The sequence below is a fragment of the Ancylobacter gelatini genome (assembly GCF_022601675.1).
GTDB classification, from domain to species: domain Bacteria; phylum Pseudomonadota; class Alphaproteobacteria; order Rhizobiales; family Xanthobacteraceae; genus Ancylobacter; species Ancylobacter gelatini.
Genome location: NZ_JAKVIL010000016.1, coordinates 1 through 20,813 on the forward strand (window position 1 = coordinate 1; position 20,813 = coordinate 20,813).

Consider the following 20,813-nt stretch of genomic DNA (forward strand, 5'->3'; position numbering starts at 1 on the left):
TGTTCTCGACCTGCGCGGCCAATGGCGGCTCGGCCTGGGATCACTCGGCGCTGGTGAAGGCGCTGGAGATCATGGCCGACCACACCGTCGCCCCCGACGCGTGAGAGAGTTGAGAGAGCAGAGTCATGTACATCCCGACCCTTGAGGACATGATCGCGGCGCGTGCCCGCATCGAGCCCTATGTTCATCGCACGCCGGTCCTGACGTCGCGCATGCTGAACGAGCTGACCGGCGCCGAGCTGTTCTTCAAATGCGAGAACCTGCAGAAGGCCGGCGCCTTCAAGGCGCGCGGGGCGTCGAACGCGGTGTTCGGCCTTACCGACGAGCAGGCGGCCAAGGGCGTCGCCACCCATTCCAGCGGCAATCACGGCACCTGCCTGAGCTATGCCGCCGGACGCCGGGGCATTCCCTGCACCGTGGTGATGCCGCACACGGCGCCGCAGGCCAAGAAGGACGCGGTGCGCGGCTATGGCGGGCGCGTGGTGGAATCCGAGCCCTCGACCTCCTCGCGCGAAGCGGTGTTCGCCGAGGTGGTGGCACAAACCGGCGCGGAATTCGTCCACCCCTATAACGACCCGCGCGTGATCGCCGGGCAGGCCACCTGCTCGGCCGAGCTGATCGAGCAGGTCGAGGGGCTGGACGCGGTGATCGCGCCGATCGGCGGTGGCGGCATGGTGTCGGGCACCTGCCTGACGCTCTCCAACCTCGCGCCCTCCATCAAGATCTACGCCGCCGAGCCCTTGAACGCGGACGATGCCGCGCGCAGCTTCCGCGCCGGCCACATCATCGCCGACGACGCGCCGGACACGGTGGCGGATGGCTTGAAGGTGCCGCTGAAGGAGCTGACCTGGCACTTCGTGCAAAACCACGTCACCGATATCCTCACCGCGACGGAAGACGAGATCGTCGAGGCGATGAAGCTGATCTGGAAGCGGATGAAGATCGTGATGGAGCCCTCCAGCGCCGTGCCGCTGGCCACCATCATCAAGAATCCGGACATCTTCGCCGGCCAGCGGGTCGGCGTCATCATCACCGGCGGCAATGTCGATCTCGACAAGCTGCCGTGGAACTGAAGCCTTGGAACCGAGGAACGCTGCCATGAACGCCAAGACGGACATCACTCCCGACTTCTCGGCCTATGAAGTCGGCTACGATATTCCCGCCGTCCCGGGCATGAACGAGGCGGAGATCCAGACGCCCTGCCTGATCCTCGACCTCGACGCGCTGGAGCGCAACATCAAGAAAATGGGCGACTATGCCAAGGCGCACGGCATGCGCCACCGCAGCCACGGCAAGATGCACAAATCGGTCGACGTGCAGAAGCTGCAGGAAAAGCTCGGCGGCTCGGTCGGCGTCTGCTGCCAGAAGGTGGCGGAGGCGGAAGCCTTCGCGCGCGGCGGCATCAAGGACATCCTCGTCACCAACGAGGTGCGCGAGGCGGCCAAGATCGACCGGCTCGCCCGGCTGCCGAAATTCGGCTCGACCGTCACGGTGTGCGTCGACGATGTGGCGAACATCGCCGACCTGTCGGCGGCGGCGGTGAAGCACGGAACCGAACTCGGCATCTTCGTCGAGATCGATTGCGGCGCCGGGCGCTGCGGCGTCACCACCAAGGAGGCGGTGGTCGAGATCGCCAAGGCCGCCGCGGCGGCGCCGAACCTCACCTTCAAGGGCATCCAGGCCTATCAGGGCGCGATGCAGCACATGGACAGCTACGAGGCGCGCAAGGAAAAGCTCGACGCGGCCATCACGCAGGTGAAGGACGCGGTCGCGGCGCTCGAAGCGGCGGGGCTCAAGCCGGAATTCGTCTCGGGCGGCGGCACCGGCTCCTATTATTTCGAGTCCAACTCGCACGTCTATAACGAGCTGCAGTGCGGCTCTTATGCCTTCATGGACGCCGATTACGGTCGCATCCAAGACAAGGACGGCAAGCGCATCGACAGGGGCGAGTGGGAGAACGCGCTGTTCATCCTCACCTCGGTGATGAGCCACGCCAAGCCGCACCTCGCGGTGTGCGACGCCGGCCTCAAGGCGCAGTCGGTGGATACCGGCCTGCCCTTCGTTTATGGCCGCGACGATGTGAAATACATCAAGTGCTCGGATGAGCACGGCGTGATCGAGGACAAGGACCACGTGCTCAACGTCAATGAAAAGCTGCGGCTGGTGCCGGGCCATTGCGACCCGACCTGCAACGTCCATGACTGGTATGTCGGCGTGCGCGGCGGCAAGGTCGAGGCGGTGTGGCCGGTCTCGGCGCGCGGAAAGGGCTATTGATGTACGTCGTCGCCGAAAAGGATATCGCCGGCCTGATGACGCCGGAAGCCGCGTTCACCGCCATCGAGGCGGTGTTCGCCGCGATGGCGAGCCGCAAGGCCTATAACTTCCCCGTGGTGCGCGAGGCGATCGGCCACCAGGACGCGCTCTACGGCTTCAAGGGCGGTTTCGACGCCGCCGGGCTGACGCTCGGGCTCAAGGCCGGCGGCTACTGGCCGCATAATCTGGAGCGCGGGCTGATCAACCATCAGTCGACGGTGTTCCTGTTCGATCCCGAGACCGGCCGCGTCAGCGCGGCGGTGGGCGGCAATCTGCTCACCGCGCTACGCACGGCGGCGGCAAGCTCGGTGTCGATCAAATATCTCGCACCGAAGGGCGCGAAGGTGCTGGGCATGATCGGCGCCGGGCACCAGTCGGCGTTCCAGCTGCGCGCGGTGGCGAAGGTGCACCCGTTCGAGAAGGTGATCGGCTGGAACCCGCATCCCGAGATGCTGGGCCGGCTGAAGGACACCGCCGCGGAGATCGGCCTGCCGTTCGAGGCGGTGGAACTCGATCGGCTGGGCAGCGAAGCCGACGTGATCATCTCGATCACCTCAGCCTTCGCGCCCCTGCTGCTGGACGCTCATGTGAAGGGGCCGACCCATATCGCGGCGATGGGCACCGACACCAAGGGCAAGCAGGAACTGGACCCCGCTCTTGTGGCGCGCGCGAAGCTGTTCGCCGACGAGATCGCGCAGTCGGTCACCATCGGCGAGTTCCAGCATGCCGTACAGCAAGGGCTGGTCGCGGAGAGCGCCATCGTCCAGCTCGGCGCGGTGGTGAATGGCGACGATCCGGGCCGCGGCGATGCTGAGGTCACGATCTTCGACGGCACCGGCGTCGGTCTTCAGGACCTTGCCGTCGCCGCCGCCGTCGTCGAGCTCGCCCAGCAGAAGGGCATCGCGCAGGAAGTCGCGATCTGAGGGGCGTTGCGCTGATCCAGCCAGAGCAAAGGCCTCAGGCCATGCAGGTCCGTGGGCAGCAGTAGGTATGGAGATACGATCGCCAGGCCTGGGCCGATCGCCGTACGTTCCAACTTGGGAGCGTCGCCCCCGAGTTCGCGGCATATGACCCAAAGGAGACGCCTGCCATGTCTGGCTCTGGAGCATCAACTCCGCGATGGGCTGGTACTCAAGCGCTCGTCCATCGTTCAACGTCAGTCATTAGGGAGGAGACTGAAACAACCTTCTCGCGAAACCGACATAACGCGGAGTAAATCTACGGACAAAGGCCGCCTTTGCCGCTCAGGAAGCTCTCCAATTGCACCATAGGCGACGTGATCTCGATACCGCGGGCTGCAAGCCAGGCGTCATTGTAGAGCGTGGAAGCGTAACGCTCGCCCGAGTCACACAGGATGGAGACGATCGACCCGGTTTCGCCGGAAGCCGCCATCTCCTCGGCGAGCTTGAGCGCCGCATAGACGTTGGTTCCCGTCGAGCCGCCGCAGCGGCGGCCGAGCATGCCGCTGATCACTCGCATGGTAGCTACTGAGAACGTGTCGGGGACCGTCATCATCCGGTCGACTACATCGGGAATGAATGAAGGTTCGACACGCGGGCGGCCAATGCCCTCGATCACGGATCGGCAGTGGTCGACCTCCAGTATCGAGCGATCCTTATAGTGGCGGTGGAACACCGATTCCGTCGGGTCGGCGACGCAGAGCCGGGTGTTGTGGCGCTGATAGCGGATATAGCGGCCGATTGTCGCCGAAGTGCCGCCGGTGCCAGCGCCGGTCACGACCCAGCTCGGCACCGGATCGGGCTCGTGCGACATCTGGGCAAAGATCGATTCCGCGATGTTGTTGTTGCCGCGCCAGTCGGTCGCGCGCTCGGCGAAGGTGAACTGGTCGATATAGAAGCCACCTGACTTACGGGCGAGTTCGGCGGCCTCACCATAGACCGTCTTGGGATTGTCGACGAGATGGCAGCGCCCGCCCTGAAACTCGATGGCCGCGATCTTTTCCGGCGAGGTCGTGCGCGGCATCACCGCTACGAAATCAAGGCCGATCAGGCGGGCGAAATAGGCCTCCGACACCGCGGTCGATCCGCTGGACGCTTCGACGATCAGGGTTTGCGGCCCGATCCAGCCATTGCACAGCGCATAGAGAAACAGCGAACGCGCCAGCCGGTGCTTGAGGCTGCCGGTCGGGTGGCTCGACTCGTCCTTCAGATACAACGTGATCCCGGGTAGCGCGGGCAGCGGCACGTGGATGAGATGCGTATCGGCGGAGCGGTTGATGTCCGCCTCGATGCGCTGGATGGCCGTGCACAGCCAGTCGCGCGGCTGCGCGTTGGAATGACATGCCGGGTGGGGCGAGACCTGCACAAAGTGCGTCATTTCAGGCTCTCAGACTGTAGACCAGATGGTGCTTGGTAGAGGTGCATGGCATCGCCGATGTTTGCCGATGCCATGCGGCGCTTTACGGGCGCGCGGCAGATGGCGCACCGCCAGGCCCAATCAGCTCGACCAGGCCATGGCTCTCGGCTGCCGCGTCGCGCGACGCGGCAGGGCCAGATGACGTTACGCGGGAATGTGGACTTCCTTCGTCTGGCCGGTCTTGGCGGCGTCACGCGCGAACACCTGCTCGCCACCGATCCAGGTCTGGTTCGGCATCATGTCGCGCAGCTTGTCGGAGCTAACAGTCAGTGGATTATCGTCAAACACGACGAAATCGGCGAACTTGCCCGGCTCGAGCGAGCCCATCTCATGCTCACGGCCGATCGAGCGTGCGGCAAAGCGCGTGTACATCCGCAGCGAGGTCATGACGTCGAGGTTCTCGCCGTCGGCCAGCGTCTCGCCATTGTTCATCTCGCGCGTCACCATCGCCCAGATTCCGAACATCGGAACATGCTGCTTGGGGTGAATGCCGATCGCGTCGGAGTTGCCGGGGACGGCAAACTTCTGGTCCATCACCATGCGGCGCATCGGGAAGACGTCGGCGCCGCGTACCGGGCCAAGATTCTTGCGATAGCCGGCGGCCGTGGTGAAGATGAATGGCGGCTGCGGTACCGGCAGCACACCCAGATCCGCAAAGCGCTGGGCGCGTTCATCGGTCCAGAGGCAATTGCCAGCGTGTTCGATCCGGTGGGTTGCACCGTTCGTGGCCTTGCGCTCGGGCAGAGCGGCAAATGCGTCAAGCACCACGTCCTGCGCCAGATCACCGATGGCGTGGACGCAAATCTGATAGCCCGCACCATGCAGCTTGCCGACGATCTCAGAGAAAACTTCCGGCTCGAAGGACAGGTCGCCCTTTAGGTCGCTGTCCCAATAGGGCTCGTACATTGCCGCCGCGCGGGAAGTCAGGCCGCCATCAATGAACATCTTCATTCCGCCGAGCTTCAGCCGGCTCGGGTCTGCGTCGGCGAAGCGCGCGGCGATCTTCCCCGACAGGGCATCCTCCAGCGGACAAACCGACGGCACCTTGGGATAGAGTGCGACGCGAACCTTCAGATCCTTACGCCGCTCCATTTCCAGATAGGCATCGACGCCGCCACGGAACAGCGTGAACTCGGTGATCGCGGTGACGCCGTTCTCAAGGAAACTCGCCTGAGCGTTTGCGAGGGCCGGGCCGACTTCCTCATAGGGCCAGTCCGGCGCGTTCAGCGCGTGCCACATGTCGTTGGAAACACCGTTCGGCTCACCGTCGGCGTCACGCTCCAGATAGCCGCCATCGGAGTCGGGGGTGTTCTTGTCGACGCCCAGAACTTCGAGGGCCTTGGAGTTGAAGACGTTGATGTGGAAGCTGAAACGGACCACCACCGGATGCTCGGTGCTGACACGGTCGAGATCCCAGCGATTGGGATAGCGCCCCTCGGCAATGTGCTGGTTCTGATAGTGCATGCCCTGGCCGAGAACCCACTGGCCCGGGGCCAGGGTTGCCGCCTTCTCGGCGAGGCGCTCGACCATGTCGTCAATCGACTTCACCAGTGGCGGCTTGACGTTGACGGCGATACTCCAGCCATAGGCGATCATTTCCATATGAGTGTGGGCGTCGATCAGGCCGGGAACGATTGTCTTGCCACCCATGTCGACGATAGCGGCACCCTCCGCCTGCTCGCCGGTCGGGTTCACCGCGACGACCCTACCCTGATCGATCAGCAGCGAGCTCGCCGTGGTCTCGGCATCGTCCATGGTCAGGATCGTCGCGTTGGTGACAAGGATCTTGCCGGCCGACACGCCCTTCGCCTCTGCGGTGGTCAGCTTGGCGATATCTGGGTTGCTCATGAGTCAGTTCTCCTTGGACCAGATCTGCCGGAGAGGCTCCGGTGCAGTGGCCTGATTTGGATGGATGTGCGCGGGCGCCCGATTGTCCGCGCTTAAGTCGTGTCAGCCTTTGCTGAGAACGGTCCTGATGCCGATGAAACGCTCCACCAGCAGCACGAGGCAGAGAGCCGTGAGCGAGCCGAGACTGGCCACGGCATAAAGGCCGGGCGTGTTGGAGACCTCGGCGCTGCCGAACAGATAGACCGGGAAGGTCGTCATCTTGGAGCCGGCGAGGAACATCGTTACCGCGACATCCTCGAAGGACATGATGAAGCTCATGAACATCCCGGCGACGATGCCCGGCCGCATCAGCGGGATGATCACCCGGATCAGCGTGGTCAGCGATCCCGCGCCAAGACCTGCCGCTGCCTCGTCATACTGGCCGCTCAGTGCGGAGAGCCGCGCGATCGTCGGAACCAGCACGAAAGGAAAGGTGTAGATCGTGTGGGCGATCAGCAATCCGTAGAAAGTGCCGACCAGCGGAAGTGCAAGCATGCCCTGCCAGAAATAGAAGTACTGAAGGATCGCGACGCCGAGAATGATCGCGGGGAACTGCAGCGGGCTGCGCAGCGCCGCCTCGATGAGCGCCTTGCCGCGCAGATTGCTCTTCACCATCGCGATTGCCGCCGGCACGCAGAGCAACGCCGACAGGGTCGCGCAGCAGAGGCCAAGCACCAGGCTTCGCAGGAAGGTATCGACGGCGACCGGCGGGATCTGCATGTAGGAGGCAAGCGACCAGTCCCGCGGCGGAAAGATTACCGTTGTCGAGTTGAACGAGACGATCACCACCACGAAGAGCGGCAGCACCAGAAAAGCGACGGCCAGCACGGTCAGCGCATGCATTGCACCGCAGAGCAACGTGTCCACGACGCGTGAGATCATGTTCTTCATGATGACGAACCCCTCGCTCGGATGTTGCGGCGCCAGTGGGTCAGCAGAAGGATGCCGATCGCGACGGCGCTGATCATCGCCACCAGCATGACCGACAGCGTCGCGGCGTAGCCGAAGTCAAACAGCACCTGAGAGGCCTGCTGGATCTGGATGGCGATGACGTTGACCCGCCCGCCGCCGAGCAGTACCGGCGTGGTGAAATACGCGGCGGTGGCCATGATCGCGATAAGGCCGACAGGAACCGCGTTCATCCATGTCATCGGCAGGTGAACGGTCAGGAATGTCTTCCAGCGCGAGGCACCGAGCCCGATGGCGGCCCGCTCGAAGTCACGCGGCAGAGCCTCGATTACCGGAATGAGCCCAACCATCACCACCGGAACCTGGATGTGGATCATCCCGATTGCGACCGCGGTGAAATTATTGATGAGCTGCAACGGCTCCGAGACGATCCCCAAGCCGATCAGCACTTTGTTGATCGGTCCTTCGAACCCCAGCAGAACGCGCCAGCCAAGAGCGCGGGCGATAGTGCTGGTGAACAGCGAGGCGATGGCCGCGACAAAGATGATCTTGCCGATGATGGGGCGCCGGCGCACGACCTGAAAGGCGAGCATATAGCCAAGGACGAGCGAGACGACGCCGGTCAGAATGCTCAAGAGCAGCGTGGTCGACAGCGACCGCAGAACAGAGGCCGACTGCAAGGCGTCGCTGAAGTTGCGAAGCGACAGCGAGGAAGCACCACCCGCATTGGCGGTAAGACTGCCCCAGAGGAAATGCAGCACCGGGTAGGCGAAGAACACGACAAAGAACAAAGCGAGCGGGAGTATCCCGAGCCGGTAAAGCGAGGACGAGGAGGAACTCATTGCTTGCCCCCCGGCAGATCCGCCGGCAGCAGGCGTGCATCCTGCGGCTGGAAGCTGACGAAAACGTCTGCACCTTCCTCGAATACGGCATGGCGGTGCTGGACCGCGAGCAGGGAACCCAGACCCTGGGCTTCCAGCCGCAGATGGGTGTTCACGCCGTAGAACATGCGCTTCATCACCTTGGCCGGCAGTGCACCCGGCTCGGATCGCGAGGTGCAGGTGATGTCTTCCGGGCGCAGCGACACAAAGCCAGCACTCGCGCCGGCGAGATTGCCCTCTGCCTCGAACTCGTGGCCGGTATTGGTCATGCGCACCCGCGCCCGGTTGCCGTCGCGCATCAGCACCTCAACCGGCAGCAGGTTGGTCGTGCCAAGGAACTCGGCGGTGAAGGCGGTCTTCGGCGAGTGGTAGAGCCGCCAGGGATCGCCGGCATCCACGATCGCGCCGCCGCGCATGACGATGATCCGGTCGGACATCGCCATGGCCTCACGTTGGTCATGAGTCACCAGAACCGTGGTGAGCTGCAATTCCTGCTGAAGTGCGCGGATCTCTTCCTGCGCGCGTTCGCGCAGCTTAGTGTCGAGCGCGCCCATCGGCTCGTCGAGCAGCAGCATGGTCGGGCGGATGACGATGGCACGTGCCAGCGCCACGCGCTGCTGCTGGCCGCCGCTGAGCTCGAACGGGTAGCGTTCGAGATAGGTGTCCATCTGCACCATGGCGAGCGCTTCGATGGCACGCTTACGGCGTTCCGCCTTGGCGACGCCTCGCGTGCGCAGCCCAAACTCGACGTTCTCGACCGTGGTCAGATGGGGAAACAGCACGAAATTTTGGAACACCATGCCGATGTCCCGGAACTGCGGAGGAATGGAGGTGATGTCCTTGCCGTCGATCCGCAGCGATCCACCGGCCGGCTTCAGATAGCCGCCAATGGCGCGTAGAAGAGAGGTCTTGCCGGACCCGGACGGGCCAAGCAGCGACACCAGCTCCCCCTTCTCGATCGTAAGGTTGAGGTCGTCGATCGCAACCCAGCCGCCATAGGCGATCTTCAGGGAATCGATCTCAAGTCTGCTCATTGCCACGCCCTCGTCGGATGCGCTTGTTGCTCAGGGTCGCCAAAACGTTCGGGTGGCGTGCGTTTACGGGTCTTCAGGGTCGGAGCCGGCAACGGACAGCAATGTCAGGTTGCCCGTTGCCGCTCAGCGGATCATCAGCGAAGGATGTTCGCCCACTGCGTGGTCCACTCGCGCAGGTTGGCGAGGAAGGCCGGGTAGTCGGGCAGGAACAGCTTTGAGGGGTCTTTGATGATCCACTCGGAAGCCGAGGCATCGGCGGCCATCACGGCGTCGATCGCGGCGGCGGTCGGCGGCGTGCCGGCGATAAACATGAACAGCGGAACCGACGCCTTGCCAGCTTCGTCCGACAGGAACTCGTTCATCATCAGCTCGACCAGCTCCTTCTTGGGCGAGTTGGCCACAAGAACGAGATTGTCCGGGTTGATCAGGTCGGAATATTCCTTGCCGTCGGCGTTGATGGTCCAGTGAGCATAGGCCACCGGGATGCCCTGCTTCTTCAGCGCGAGGCAGCGGCCCTGATTATTGCCGACCGTCAGCCACACGTCGCCCGCCGACATCGCCGCATCCATGTCGCCGGATGAGTTGAAAAAGCCATAGGCCTTCACCTGCGACGACAGCTTCTCGATGCTGCCGGACACGTCGCTGTAGCTGCCGCCCGCCGACAGCGCGATGGCCGGGGCGTTGATCAGCCACTGGGCCGCCGTGGTCGAGGGGAACATCACGCGTCCCGCCAGCGCCGGATTCGACCAGACCTTGATGTCGTGGGGCGTATCCAGCTTCAGCTCCGCGAACTTGTCGGTCCGGTAGCAGTTGCCGTAACGGTAGGCCATACTGGGAATGCCCGCCTTGATCTGCAGGCTTTCCGGCACCTTCTTCATGTTGGGGATCTTGGCCGGATCGACCGTGCCGACGACCCCCTCCTGAATGCCACGCGCAAGGTTCGCGGAATCCATCAGCATCACGTCGATATCCGGATTGCCGCCGGAGGCGCGAATGCTGGTGATGTTCTTGGACGGGCTGGACGGAATCCAGTTGATGGTGATGCCGGTGCGGTCGGTGAAGTACTTCCCGAAGCTGGCAGCCCACTTGTCATTGAACGCACTAGAGTATCCCGCAAACGAGATGCTCTGGCCGGCAAAGCGACGGACATCGCCCGCATCCTGGGCCAGCACGCCATGGGTTGCGCTGAGCACCAGCGCCGCCGAAAGCCCGCACAGGTGCAGCCTCGTCTTCGAAATATAGGAAGAAGGTTTTTTGTCGTTCATTGAAGTATTCCGTTCCCCTGCTGGTGCTTGCGCACGGTGTTACTCGGTGACGTACTCCTCGTCGGTCACGGCGCTCTGCCAGTCGACGTTGCCGAAATGTAGGGCGATCTGGGTGACCAGGCCGGTCTCGCTGGCGCCATGCCAGTGCTCGACGCCCGGTTCGGTCCAGACGACATCGCCGGGATTGAGGATGACGCGCTCGCCGCCGCGTTCCTGGATCCAGCCCTCGCCGGAAACCGTGTAGATGAACTGCCCGCCCTCATGGGTGTGCCAGTGGGTGCGCGCGCCCGGCGGGAACATGATGTTGATTGCCCGCGCATTGCCGGCATTGAGCAGGATGTCGGACCAGACATCGCCGGTATTGGTCGCCGAGCGAAGACCGGACGGCTCACCGTTCCGAATGGCTTTCCCATGATACATGTTTGATTCCTTTGCAATTTTCGCCCTGGAGGGTTAGGCCCTGCGGACAGCCGAACTAGTGCGTCGGGCGGAAGTCGCCGAGCATCTTCCGACTGGCGTTGTAGCCGGTCAGACCGCTCATGAAGTTACCGGGCCAATTGCCGACGCCGCACATGAAAAGCCCCTCGATCGGGGTGGTGTAGTTTGAGCAACCCGGCATCGGCCGAGCGTCGAAGATCTTGCCCGGCACAATGTCGCCATGGGCACCATTGCCCTCGGCCATGCCGTAGTTCCGCTCGAGATCGACCGGCGTGTAGACGCTGATCCCCTCGATGATGTCCTTGATGTTGCCGATGTTGCGGCTGAGCGTCTCGACAACGGCGTTGCCGAGCGCCTCGCGCTGGTCGTCCCAGCTGCCATTGGACAGATGATAGGGCGTGCCACGAACACTCAGGCTCATGAAGTGGCAGCCGGGCGGGGTCATGTCAGGATCGGCCGCCGAGGAGACCACGCCCGAGATCGTCACGTGTGGCGACCAGCGGCCCATGGTGGCTTCGTTGTAGCTCTCCTGAAGCACGTCGATGCTGGGAACCACGCGGAAATTGGTGCCGAGGAACTGGGTGTTTTCCTCGTCGCTCTCGGCACGGTTGAAGCGCGGCGTCCCTTTGAGGGCGAGGTGCACCTTGGACGAGGAGCCGTGCATGGCCAGCTTTCTGGCGCGATCCTCGACCTCGCGCGGCAGTTGGTTTGGCGGCACCAGCTTGGTCAATACCGTCTTGGGATTGACGTTCGCCAGCACCCGGGCGGCTTCGATTTCCTCGCCGCTTTCGAGCACCACGCCCTTCACCTTGCCGTTGTCGCAAAGCAACTCACGGACCGGGGATTCAAGACGGATTTCGACGCCGAGGCTCTCATTCGCCCGGGCCATGGCCTGCGTGACGGCGCCCACGCCGCCGATCGGCGAGGCGTTCTTCATCATGAGCTCGTTGCTCTCGAAGACCACGCCGCTACGGCGCATCGACTCTTCCTGCAACGGACGCTGCAGCAGGATGTAACCGCTGCCCGGCGTACGAGGGCCGACGAAATTGGTCGCCATCGCGGTGCCGGCGATAAAGGACTTCAGCCATGGCGACTTCAGATGGCGGTCCAGCACGTCGCCGACGCTGCCGAACATGACGAGGTTGAAGGCTTCCTTGTCGGCGGGCTCCACAAAGCGCGCAGCAACTTCCTCGAGCGAGGGTGCGGGGTCGTAGAATGACACGCCCATCTTCTTCGCCACGTTCTGGTAGAACTGCATGACGTCGGAGAAGCCCTGCATGTCGCCGGGCTCGGCCAGCCGCTCCATCTCGGCGCGACGCCGCTCGCGCTCGGGCCACATGACCAAAGCGTCACCGTTGGAGAACAGCGTCAGCGAGTTGAGGTCGGGGTGGGTCAGCCGCAAACCGTGCTTTTCCAGTTCCATGTCGCCGGCGATACGCGGATCGAGGCTATGGCAGGAATTGGCGATGCTGCTGCCGCGATAGCCTGGGAACACCTCTTCGGTGACGCAGGTGCCGCCGACCTGATGGCTGCGCTCCAGCATCAGCACCTTCAGGCCCGCCCGCGCGAGATAAAAACCCGCGACCAGCCCGCTATGGCCAGCGCCAACGATAATCACGTCATATTTCGACATTTCTGTCCGTCTCAATCTCGGGAATGCCGCCGGAGCAGCCGCCTTGTCGGAACGCGCGAAACTTCGATCGATTACAACGGCCTGATGGTGCGCGAGGCGATACGCCAGCCCTCAGAGGTGTTCTTCAGAATGTCGGTGTACTCGGCGGCGGCCATCGACTTGTCCGCCCGCTGCGACAGCGCCTTGCAAAGCGCCTTGACCGTGCCGTCCTCGCTGCCGGACAGCAGCAGATTGGTGATGTGGTGGCTGAGCGACGGGGCCGGGAACCCCTTGAACGCCGTCTTCAGCTCTTCCAGCCCGTTCGCGGTGAGCCGCCCCGGATTGCTGAACTGGATGTCCTCGGCAAAAACCTCGCCCATCCGGTCATATTCCTTGGAATCGAGGATGTAGGCGACCTTGTGGAGGATGTCGGTGATATCGGTTCGGTCGATCTCGGAAATGCGGGCCATGTCATTACTTCCGTACATTCTAGGAGGCTTCGGAAAATTCGGCGGCGACGCGCTTGGTCGCCTCGATCACACCGGTCAGGCGATCCTGATCGAAACGGTGATCGGGGATGACGGCGGCGAGTGCGCCGACTAGCTTGCCCCGGATGAAGACAGGAGCCGCGACCGACCATGAGCCGCCGGTGGATTCATGGTGGCTGAAGCCGTAGCCCTGCGTCCGGGTCAGCGCCAACTCCGCCTTCAGCTCCTCGACAGTCCGGTCCCGCTGGCCGGGAATCTCGAAGCTCTTGAGATCACCGAGAATGTCGTCGACGGCCTCGTCACTGAACGCCAGCAACGCCTTTCCCGCCGCACCGCGGTAAATCTTTCCCTTCTCGCCAGTAAGGCGGACACGCCGCACCAACTGGCTGGATTCGGCGGAATCGATGCAAAGGCGCTCATCGCCCATTTGCACGAAGAAGGCGGATGTCTCGTCCAACTCTGAGCAGAGAGCGCTGGTCGACTCCGCCGCCAGCATACGCAGCGGCGCCCAGCGATCCGTCTGGTGCAGCAGCGTCGTCAGGGCCAACCCTGCGACATAGCGGTTATTGCTTCCCTGAGCCGCGAAGCCATGTGTCACCAGCGTCCCGAGCAACCGGGACGCGGTGCTGACACTGATATTCGCCGCGGCCGCCATTTCGGAAAGATTTTTCCCTCTCCGATCCAGCGCGGAAAGCAGGGCCAGCGCCCGAGCTACGGAGCGCACGCCCGACTTGTCTTCACTGCCCGACTTGTCTTCATTTTCCATGTAGCGAAAACCTATTTTCATTTTTAACGCTAAGAGCCCCACCTATGTCTTGTCAATCGATTTCCTCTCTACGAAAATTAGATTCCGCACAGTGGAAACATTTTGATCGACCTGCCTATCAACGGAGCAGCACCGGCCATGTTCGAATACCCCGACACGAAACTCCTGATTGACGGCTCCTGGTCCGCAGGCGCAACGAGCAAGACAATCGGGGTCGTAAACCCCGCGACCGAAGGCGTCATCGGCCAGGTTGCCCATGCGAGCCGGGGAGACCTCGAACGGGCTCTGGCCGCCGCGGAGCGCGGCTTCGCTGTCTGGTCGGCGACCTCGGCATTCGAGCGGTCGAAGCTGATGCGTAGGGCTGCGGAACTGTTGCGCGAGCGCGCGGATCAGATCGCGGCAATCATGACTCTGGAACAGGGTAAGCCGCTCGCCGAGTCCAAGGCCGAGACTCTCGGCGCCGCTGACACGATCGATTGGTTCGCCGAGGAAGCGCGGCGCGCTTATGGCCGTGTCATTCCTGCGCGTGGTGCCGGGATCACGCAACTCGCGCTCAAGACGCCGGTCGGCCCGGTTGCGGCGTTCACGCCGTGGAACTTCCCGATTAACCAGATTTCACGCAAGCTTTCGGCCGCACTTGCCTCAGGATGCTCGATCATCGTCAAGGCGCCGGAAGAAACACCGGCTTCCCCAGCCGAACTGATCCGCTGCTTCCTCGATGCGGGCCTGCCGGCTGGCGTGGTTGGGCTTGTCTATGGCAACCCCGCCGAGATTTCCGAGTACCTGATCGCCCATCCGACGATACGCAAGATATCCTTCACCGGCTCGACGCCGGTCGGCAAGCATCTGGCGGCGCTGGCGGGCGCACATATGAAGCGTGCGACGATGGAACTGGGAGGTCATGCGCCGGCCATCGTGATGGAGGACGCCGATCTCGACCTCGCCATCCCGCAGCTTGTGACACACAAGTTGCGGAACGCCGGTCAGGTCTGTGTCTCGCCCACGCGCTTCCTTGTCGCGGAGAGTGTCGCCGATAAATTCATGGAGGGCTTTGTCGAGGCTGCCGGAAAAGTCGTGGTCGGCGACGGATCCGAGCCGGGCGTCGAGATGGGCCCGCTAGCCAATGATCGCCGGATCTTCGCATTGGAAGCGATGATCGCCGATGCCGTCGATCGCGGCGCCAAAGTCGCTCTGGGAGGAAGGCGGATCGGCAATAAGGGCTACTTCTTCCAGCCTACCGTGCTGACCGAGGTGCCGACCGATGCGGCAATCATGAATGACGAGCCGTTCGGGCCCATCGCGATCATCAACCGCTACGGCTCGCGCGACGAGATCATAACCGAGGCCAACCGGCTACGTTTCGGACTCGCCTCCTACGCCTACACGCGCTCCGCCGCACATCAGGAGGCGCTGAAGTCGGTCAGGGCGGGGATGATGTCCGTAAACCATCTCGGTCTCGGCATCCCCGAACTGCCCTTTGGCGGCATTATGCATTCCGGCTATGGCTCCGAGGGCGGCTCCGAAGCCATCGAAGCCTATCTCGACACCCGCCTGTTCACGGCAGCCAACGGCCAGTGAGCTAACGATCCACCCTCTTCCAACCCATCGTCCCGAACCGCCTCGTCATATATCGATGACTGAAGGGCCGGCCGTTCGGGACGATCGGCTGCGCAATTTCCGCTTTCGAGCTGTCATTCAATGTCCGCTTCTGTGAAGGGTTTCGGATGTCGGCCCGATCACGACGGTGGCGACGCGCAGGCGGACCGGCGTCGGAAAGCCTCCAGGGGAGGAAACCGCGGTTCGACTGCGCGACGATCGAGATCTTGGCGTTGCTATGGGGATTTGAGTGTAGCGCTGGCCGGAGAGAAGCTGGATCGCCGGCAGATGCAGCCTCGACCGATGAGACTGACCCGCTCAATCTGGTGCGAGGTCGCCCGAGCAGCGACATTTTTCCGGTGCGGCGACGATGATGGACGCGGCCTTGCCGATGTCTGGGCGCATACAGCCCTGATGCCGAAGACGACGTTGCTTGTGGCGAGACCCTGGTGCTGGCGAACGAGATCGCTGCTCATGAGGTGTCGATCCTGATGGAAGTACGGGTGGGCCAGGTCTTCGGCGCCGAGCCCCAGGCGAAGGTCTCGATGATGGTCATGATGCCGGCGCAGCACCGGCAGCGCAGCGTGGCCTCCGGTGGTATCGTTTCGGCAGGCGGGGCTATCTCCGGTGAAGCGCGTTCCTGCTGGTCTACGAGGAGCGCACGGATCCTGTCGATGTTGGCGGCGCGCACCGCGCTGGCGAACAGGCCGTAGTGGCGGATGCGGTGGAAGCCGTCGGGCAGGACGTGGAGCAGGAAGCGGCGGATGAACTCGTCCGCCGAGAGCGTCATGGCCTTGATCCAGCCATCCCCCGTGGCCTTGGTCCGGGCGCGATAATCCTTCCAGCGGAAGGTGACGCCGCGCTCATCCATGGAGAGGAGCCGGCTGTTTGAGATCGCCACATGATGGGTGTAGCGCGAGAGATAGGTCAGCACCGCCGCAGGGCCCGCGAACGGGCGCTTGGCATAGACGACCCACTCGGCCCGGCGCAGAGGTGCCAGCATCGCCTCGAACGCTGGCGTCTCCGCCAGCGAAGCGAGATCACTGAGGAAGGCGAGCCGGCCAGCGGCGTGGAGGGCGCGAAGGCCGTCGAGGAAGAGCCGCCGGAACAGGCGGGACAGCACCCGCACCGGCAGGAAGAAGCGGGCCCGCCCGGCGATCCAGCGGGAGCCGTCAGCCGAAAGCCCGCCACCGGGCACCACGGCATGGATATGGGGATGGTGGGTGAGCGCGGATCCCCAGCTGTGGAGCACGGCGGTGATGCCAATGCGCGCGCCAAGATGCTTCGGATCGGCGGCGATGGTGGCCAGCGATTCGGCCGAGGCCTTGAACAGCAGGTCGTAGACCACCGCCTTGGTCTGGTAGGCGACGGCACCGATCGCGGCCGGCAGGGTGAAGACGAGATGATAATAGGGCACGGGCAGCAACTCGGCCTGGCGGGCGGCGAGCCAGTCCCGTGCCGTTGCTCCCTGGCACTTGGGGCAATGCCGGTTGCGGCAGGAGTTGTAGGCGATCTCCAGATGGGTGCAGTCGGCACAGCACGCCACATGCCCGCCGAGCACCGCCGTGCGGCAGGAGCGGATCGCCCACATCACCTTCAGCTGGCCGCGGCTGAGATGCCCGGCGTGCGCCCTCTCATAGGCGTCGCCATGGGCGTTCAGAATATCCGCGACCTCCAGCGCAGGCCGCGCCATGAACCGGCCGGCCTACAAAGGCGGCGGCGTCAGCAAAGAGAGCGGGCTCTCCACCTCGCGCAGGGTCTTCAGGGCGACGCGAGTGTAGACGGCCGTGGTGTCGAGCTTGCGATGCCCGAGCAGCACCTGGATCACGCGGATATCAGTCTTACGCTCCGGCAGATCGGTGGCGAAGCTGTGCCGCAGGGTGTGCATGGACACGCGCTTGTCGAGCCGGGCGGCGGAGGCTGCCGTCCTGCAGGCCCGGTCGAGCTGGCGGGTGGTGATGGGCTGGCCGGGATCGCGGCCCGGGAACAGTCAGCCCTGCGGCCGCCGCTCCCTCCACCAGCGGCGCAGCAGGTCGAGCAGATCGGGCGCGAGCATGACATAACGGTCCTTGCGCCCCTTGCCGTGCTCAACGCGGATCAGCATCCGCGCGCTGTCGATATCGGCGACCTTGAGGTGGGTCACCTCCGACACCCGCAGGCCGCAGCCATAGGCGATGCTCAGCGCAGCGCGATACTTGAGGTTCGGCGCATGGGCGAGCAGCAGCGCCACCTCTTCGGTGCTGAGTACCACGGGCAGGCGTTCCGGCGTCGGGATGCGGGCCATCCGGTCGCCGAAGCCGGCCCGCCCCAGCGTGATGTGGAAGAAGAAGCGCAATGCCGTGCAGGCGAGGTTCATGCGAGCATAGCTGGCGCCGAGGCTGGCCAGATGAAGCTGGTAGCGCCGCAGGTCCTCCGCCTCCGCCTGGTCGGGCGAGCGGCCGAGGAAAGCCGTGAACTCTGCGACCTGGCGGATGTAATCGCGCTTGGTATGGTCGCCGAACCGGCGGATGGTCATGTCCTCCATCATCCGCTGCCGCAGCGGGCTGATGGTCGGCCGTGTGTCGGGGTGCTCCTGATGGTCCATGGGGCTCTCCAAAGGTTGAGAAACCCCGTGATCGTCCGCCCGCCTATGCCGGACGCCACATCGAAAATATCCAACTGCCCGTCATGCAGCGCGGTTACCGCGGCAGCGGTTTAGTCCATTGGCGCAACCCCGCCCAGAGCGCCCTCGCTCCTGCGGGATAGCGCGGTAAGATCGCGTCATGGGATTCGGCGTTTTCATCCACCGTACAGATTCGATCTACGAGGACAGCCCGGCGGAACGGTACCAGTTCCCCCGGCAGTATCTCACTCGCGTCGAGGCCTGCGTTGGCGACTGGATCGTCTACTACGAGCCCCGGAAGGTGGTCGAGACACGCGGCTATTTTGCCATTGCCAAGGTGGAGCGCGTTGTACCCGATCCGACGACGCCGGGGATGTTTCTCGCGCTGATAGAGTCAGGAAGCTATCTCGACTTTGCCAGCCCGGTGCGCTTTAGCGACGAGGGTAGCGTCATCGAGCGCGGCGTTCTGAACCAGGATGGGCGGATCTCCGGCCGTGCCCAGGCCGCGGTTCGACCGCTCTCCCCGAGTGATTTCGACCGCATCGTCGCGCGCGGCCTCGATGACCGCGCGCCGCTGCTTCCGCGCACGGATACGGATGTGCTCCCGAACGGATTCAGCGAAGAACAGGCTCCCTTTGTGTTCGAGGAGAGTCGGGAGCGCGTCAGCTATCTTTCGTCACGGATCGTGCGTGATCACGTCTTCCGCCGCATCGTGCTGCGCGCTTATGACGAGCGCTGCGCTATCAGCGGGCTGAAGCTCATCAATGGCGGCGGGCGGGCCGAAGTCGCGGCGGCGCACATCCAGCCGGTTCAGGCGAACGGTCCGGATATCGTCAGCAATGGATTGGCTCTGTCAGGTACGGCGCACTGGATGTTCGACCGGGGGCTGATCAGTCTGACGGACGATCTCGACGTGATGATCTCCCGGCACGCCAACGATCCCGATGGCGTGCGCGCCTTCATCAATCGCAGCGGACGCGCCATTGCCCCGCAACGGGCATTCGAGCGCCCGCATCCGCACTTCCTGCGTTGGCATCGGGAGCACTGCTTCAAGCAGTGAGGCCGCCGGCATCGCGACGCTGCAGCTGCATCAAGCGCGCAACATCCCTGCGGATGCGCCGCAGCTCGGGCCATGGGAAATGCCGCCCCTCGGCGCCATCCGCGCCGACGGCGATCAGCACATCGAGTTTCGCCGAGAGGCCGCGCAGAGAGGAGGCGTCAGCTGCAAATAGTCCCGCGATCAATCGCTCTTCATCGTCGGAAGCCGCCGCCTCTTCCTTCCGAGTGGCGGTGTAACCGATGGCACGATCTGCGTCGTCCCAGCGCAGTTGATGCGAGCGCAGCGCGGCAGCCACTTCGTCACGGCGCGCGCAAAGTGACGGCAAACCGGCCGCAAGCCTATCGAACTGCCGCATGGAGCTAATCCGCATCGGTGACGGCAGTTCGGCTGCAGCCAGAACCGCATGCGGAAAGCCGATCGTCCGCGCGAGTTCGGACTCCAGACTCTGCTGCTTCCGACACAGAGCTAGTGTGCGCCGATGCGCGACGCGCCACGCCTCCCATGCAAAGACAGCCGCATCCGTTGCGCCGCCATCCTGCGGCGCAGCTGCAGCGGAATTGTTGAAGGAGGTGCCGCCGATCGTCATCAGGGCGGCAGAGAGAACGTCCCTCCGGGATGGTCGGGACAGACTCGTGCTAATCTCAGAATCAGCCATGATCCGAGCTCCAGACAGCTTGGGTTGTGGTCAGGCCAAGTGGAGTGTTGCAAGCGCTCTGCTTGGCCGCTTCGCGAAAAGCCCGCGAAGAAGACGAGTCTGAATCGCCTAGAAATTATGTCAAGGTATAAATTTGCTAACATCAGAACAGGTTCGAATGGCGCGCGCAGCGCTGCGATGGGGCGTGCGTGATCTCGCCAACCATGCCGGCATAACGGCTGCGACGGTGACACGGATCGAGAACGACTACGCCGCTCACGCGAGCACGCTTTTGGCCATTCGAGCGGCATTCGAAGCCGCTGGCATCGAGTTCATCCCTGAGAATGGCGGCGGCGCCGGTGTGCGCTTCCGCAAGCCGTCAGCGTTGGCATAGGTCTCAGTGACCGTAACTCGTCTGCAATATCGCTGCGGCTTGGGGGCGGTTCGGCTGCACGTCCTTTGCGGCTTTTCTGCACCGCGACCGCCGGTCTTGAGCGGGGCGCCGACAGCCGCTTCGCGCTAGGCAAGGCGGTGAATGGCGACGTCGCTGCCCATGTGGCGACCACTGCACCTGCCTCGCGTCGCATTTCCGGCGGGTCTGACGAACAGCCGGTAGCGCTCAGCGCCCACGGCGCGTTTTCTGCCGCTCTGTCATAGTATATCAGCGATGTGACGTGCTCTCATTTGTGTCCGGCGAAGCAGGGCAGATTGAGGGCAGGATAAAAGCGCGCACATTGCGCGGCGGTTGGATCGTTGATTTCGTAGAATATTTGGTGGAGCTCGACACATTGCGCTGCTCGTCTGCAATGTGGGCGCTCCTCGGGAATCTTGTTGACTGAACGCTTAGCCGCACATTGGCATCGTCTGATGCCCGCTGAAGGCCATCGCCCCTTAGTTTTGGATCGCGAGTGCTGCCACTTCTGGGGCGTAGCCGAACGAACGGCTTCTCGGC

General features: G+C 63.7%; 18 protein-coding genes and 2 pseudogenes. 7 read left to right on the plus strand and 13 right to left on the minus strand.

Going from position 1 to position 20,813, the window contains the following annotated elements:
• The 4 genes and pseudogenes from MKI84_RS20210 to bhcD form a co-directional block, all read left to right on the plus strand.
• Positions 1 to 104: pseudogene (locus MKI84_RS20210) on the plus strand (2-hydroxy-3-oxopropionate reductase); the annotation flags it as partial.
• A gap of 21 nt (positions 105 to 125) precedes the next feature.
• Complete coding sequence (bhcB, locus tag MKI84_RS20215) at positions 126 to 1,073, plus strand: beta-hydroxyaspartate dehydratase BhcB (RefSeq protein ID WP_241622076.1); 948 nt, start codon at positions 126 to 128, stop codon at positions 1,071 to 1,073.
• Between the two features lie 25 nt (positions 1,074 to 1,098).
• On the plus strand, positions 1,099 to 2,274 hold the full coding sequence (bhcC, locus tag MKI84_RS20220) for a 3-hydroxy-D-aspartate aldolase BhcC (protein ID WP_241622077.1): 1,176 nt from the start codon (positions 1,099 to 1,101) through the stop codon (positions 2,272 to 2,274).
• A complete protein-coding gene (gene bhcD, locus MKI84_RS20225) occupies positions 2,274 to 3,236 on the plus strand; it encodes an iminosuccinate reductase BhcD (protein ID WP_241622078.1) in 963 nt (320 codons plus the stop codon). Before bhcC ends, bhcD begins: the two co-directional genes overlap by 1 nt.
• Before the next feature lie 295 nt (positions 3,237 to 3,531).
• Here the strand turns inward: bhcD and MKI84_RS20230 are convergent, their stop codons facing one another.
• The 10 genes from MKI84_RS20230 to MKI84_RS20275 form a co-directional block, all read right to left on the minus strand.
• The gene (locus MKI84_RS20230; protein WP_241622079.1) at positions 3,532 to 4,650 is read right to left on the minus strand and encodes a PLP-dependent cysteine synthase family protein; all 1,119 of its coding nucleotides are present in this window, start codon (positions 4,648 to 4,650) and stop codon (positions 3,532 to 3,534) included.
• A 183-nt stretch (positions 4,651 to 4,833) separates the two neighbouring features.
• Positions 4,834 to 6,537: an amidohydrolase gene (locus tag MKI84_RS20235; RefSeq protein WP_241622080.1), complete on the minus strand. Its 1,704-nt coding sequence runs from the start codon at positions 6,535 to 6,537 to the stop codon at positions 4,834 to 4,836.
• Positions 6,538 to 6,639: 102 nt separating this feature from the next.
• Positions 6,640 to 7,467 (minus strand): ABC transporter permease, encoded by an 828-nt coding sequence (locus MKI84_RS20240; protein ID WP_241622081.1) that lies wholly within the window; start codon positions 7,465 to 7,467, stop codon positions 6,640 to 6,642.
• A complete protein-coding gene (locus MKI84_RS20245) occupies positions 7,464 to 8,327 on the minus strand; it encodes an ABC transporter permease (protein WP_241622082.1) in 864 nt (287 codons plus the stop codon). Before MKI84_RS20245 ends, MKI84_RS20240 begins: the two co-directional genes overlap by 4 nt.
• Positions 8,324 to 9,400: an ABC transporter ATP-binding protein gene (locus MKI84_RS20250; protein WP_241622083.1), complete on the minus strand. Its 1,077-nt coding sequence runs from the start codon at positions 9,398 to 9,400 to the stop codon at positions 8,324 to 8,326. Before MKI84_RS20250 ends, MKI84_RS20245 begins: the two co-directional genes overlap by 4 nt.
• A gap of 134 nt (positions 9,401 to 9,534) precedes the next feature.
• Complete coding sequence (locus MKI84_RS20255) at positions 9,535 to 10,665, minus strand: extracellular solute-binding protein (protein ID WP_241622084.1); 1,131 nt, start codon at positions 10,663 to 10,665, stop codon at positions 9,535 to 9,537.
• Positions 10,666 to 10,704: 39 nt separating this feature from the next.
• A complete protein-coding gene (locus tag MKI84_RS20260; RefSeq protein ID WP_241622085.1) occupies positions 10,705 to 11,085 on the minus strand; it encodes a cupin domain-containing protein in 381 nt (126 codons plus the stop codon).
• 55 nt (positions 11,086 to 11,140) lie between these two features.
• On the minus strand, positions 11,141 to 12,736 hold the full coding sequence (locus MKI84_RS20265) for a phytoene desaturase family protein (protein ID WP_241622086.1): 1,596 nt from the start codon (positions 12,734 to 12,736) through the stop codon (positions 11,141 to 11,143).
• Positions 12,737 to 12,807: 71 nt separating this feature from the next.
• On the minus strand, positions 12,808 to 13,185 hold the full coding sequence (locus tag MKI84_RS20270; RefSeq protein WP_241622087.1) for a nuclear transport factor 2 family protein: 378 nt from the start codon (positions 13,183 to 13,185) through the stop codon (positions 12,808 to 12,810).
• Positions 13,186 to 13,204: 19 nt separating this feature from the next.
• Positions 13,205 to 13,969: an IclR family transcriptional regulator gene (locus MKI84_RS20275; protein ID WP_241622088.1), complete on the minus strand. Its 765-nt coding sequence runs from the start codon at positions 13,967 to 13,969 to the stop codon at positions 13,205 to 13,207.
• Between the two features lie 138 nt (positions 13,970 to 14,107).
• Between MKI84_RS20275 and MKI84_RS20280 the strand changes: the two genes are divergently transcribed.
• Positions 14,108 to 15,547, plus strand: coding sequence for an NAD-dependent succinate-semialdehyde dehydrogenase (locus MKI84_RS20280; RefSeq protein WP_241622089.1), 1,440 nt, complete (start codon positions 14,108 to 14,110; stop codon positions 15,545 to 15,547).
• Positions 15,548 to 16,037: 490 nt separating this feature from the next.
• Here the strand turns inward: MKI84_RS20280 and MKI84_RS20285 are convergent, their stop codons facing one another.
• Both MKI84_RS20285 and MKI84_RS20290 read right to left on the minus strand, forming a co-directional pair.
• Complete coding sequence (locus MKI84_RS20285; RefSeq protein WP_241622090.1) at positions 16,038 to 17,258, minus strand: IS91 family transposase; 1,221 nt, start codon at positions 17,256 to 17,258, stop codon at positions 16,038 to 16,040.
• Between the two features lie 12 nt (positions 17,259 to 17,270).
• A pseudogene (locus tag MKI84_RS20290) lies at positions 17,271 to 18,149 on the minus strand (tyrosine-type recombinase/integrase).
• 178 nt (positions 18,150 to 18,327) lie between these two features.
• On the opposite strand from MKI84_RS20290, the gene MKI84_RS20295 reads away from it, so the two are divergent.
• Entirely contained in the window at positions 18,328 to 19,227 is a 900-nt protein-coding gene (locus MKI84_RS20295; protein ID WP_241622091.1) for an HNH endonuclease, read from the plus strand.
• On the opposite strand, the gene MKI84_RS20300 is transcribed toward MKI84_RS20295, so the two are convergent.
• Positions 19,217 to 19,882, minus strand: a complete 666-nt coding sequence (locus MKI84_RS20300) for a hypothetical protein (protein WP_241622092.1) — start codon at positions 19,880 to 19,882, stop codon at positions 19,217 to 19,219. The genes MKI84_RS20295 and MKI84_RS20300 overlap by 11 nt on opposite strands.
• 157 nt (positions 19,883 to 20,039) lie before the next feature.
• Between MKI84_RS20300 and MKI84_RS20305 the strand changes: the two genes are divergently transcribed.
• Positions 20,040 to 20,255 carry a transcriptional regulator gene (locus tag MKI84_RS20305; RefSeq protein ID WP_241622093.1) on the plus strand — a complete coding sequence of 72 codons (216 nt, stop codon included), beginning with the start codon at positions 20,040 to 20,042 and terminating at the stop codon, positions 20,253 to 20,255.
• Positions 20,256 to 20,813 lie beyond the last annotated feature (558 nt).

Excerpts from the sequence above, each read along its gene's own strand:
- MKI84_RS20250 (WP_241622083.1), bottom strand. The coding sequence starts at position 9,400 with ATGAGCAGACTTGAGATCGATTCCCTGAAGATCGCCTATGGCGGCTGG.
- MKI84_RS20235 (WP_241622080.1), bottom strand. The coding sequence starts at position 6,537 with ATGAGCAACCCAGATATCGCCAAGCTGACCACCGCAGAGGCGAAGGGC.
- MKI84_RS20240 (WP_241622081.1), bottom strand. The coding sequence starts at position 7,467 with ATGAAGAACATGATCTCACGCGTCGTGGACACGTTGCTCTGCGGTGCA.
- MKI84_RS20295 (WP_241622091.1), top strand. The coding sequence starts at position 18,328 with ATGGGATTCGGCGTTTTCATCCACCGTACAGATTCGATCTACGAGGAC.
- bhcC (WP_241622077.1), top strand. The coding sequence starts at position 1,099 with ATGAACGCCAAGACGGACATCACTCCCGACTTCTCGGCCTATGAAGTC.
- MKI84_RS20230 (WP_241622079.1), bottom strand. The coding sequence starts at position 4,650 with ATGACGCACTTTGTGCAGGTCTCGCCCCACCCGGCATGTCATTCCAAC.
- MKI84_RS20300 (WP_241622092.1), bottom strand. The coding sequence starts at position 19,882 with ATGGCTGATTCTGAGATTAGCACGAGTCTGTCCCGACCATCCCGGAGG.
- MKI84_RS20270 (WP_241622087.1), bottom strand. The coding sequence starts at position 13,185 with ATGGCCCGCATTTCCGAGATCGACCGAACCGATATCACCGACATCCTC.
- bhcD (WP_241622078.1), top strand. The coding sequence starts at position 2,274 with ATGTACGTCGTCGCCGAAAAGGATATCGCCGGCCTGATGACGCCGGAA.
- MKI84_RS20260 (WP_241622085.1), bottom strand. The coding sequence starts at position 11,085 with ATGTATCATGGGAAAGCCATTCGGAACGGTGAGCCGTCCGGTCTTCGC.
- MKI84_RS20275 (WP_241622088.1), bottom strand. The coding sequence starts at position 13,969 with ATGGAAAATGAAGACAAGTCGGGCAGTGAAGACAAGTCGGGCGTGCGC.
- bhcB (WP_241622076.1), top strand. The coding sequence starts at position 126 with ATGTACATCCCGACCCTTGAGGACATGATCGCGGCGCGTGCCCGCATC.
- MKI84_RS20305 (WP_241622093.1), top strand. The coding sequence starts at position 20,040 with ATGGCGCGCGCAGCGCTGCGATGGGGCGTGCGTGATCTCGCCAACCAT.
- MKI84_RS20245 (WP_241622082.1), bottom strand. The coding sequence starts at position 8,327 with ATGAGTTCCTCCTCGTCCTCGCTTTACCGGCTCGGGATACTCCCGCTC.
- MKI84_RS20265 (WP_241622086.1), bottom strand. The coding sequence starts at position 12,736 with ATGTCGAAATATGACGTGATTATCGTTGGCGCTGGCCATAGCGGGCTG.
- MKI84_RS20280 (WP_241622089.1), top strand. The coding sequence starts at position 14,108 with ATGTTCGAATACCCCGACACGAAACTCCTGATTGACGGCTCCTGGTCC.
- MKI84_RS20255 (WP_241622084.1), bottom strand. The coding sequence starts at position 10,665 with ATGAACGACAAAAAACCTTCTTCCTATATTTCGAAGACGAGGCTGCAC.
- MKI84_RS20285 (WP_241622090.1), bottom strand. The coding sequence starts at position 17,258 with ATGGCGCGGCCTGCGCTGGAGGTCGCGGATATTCTGAACGCCCATGGC.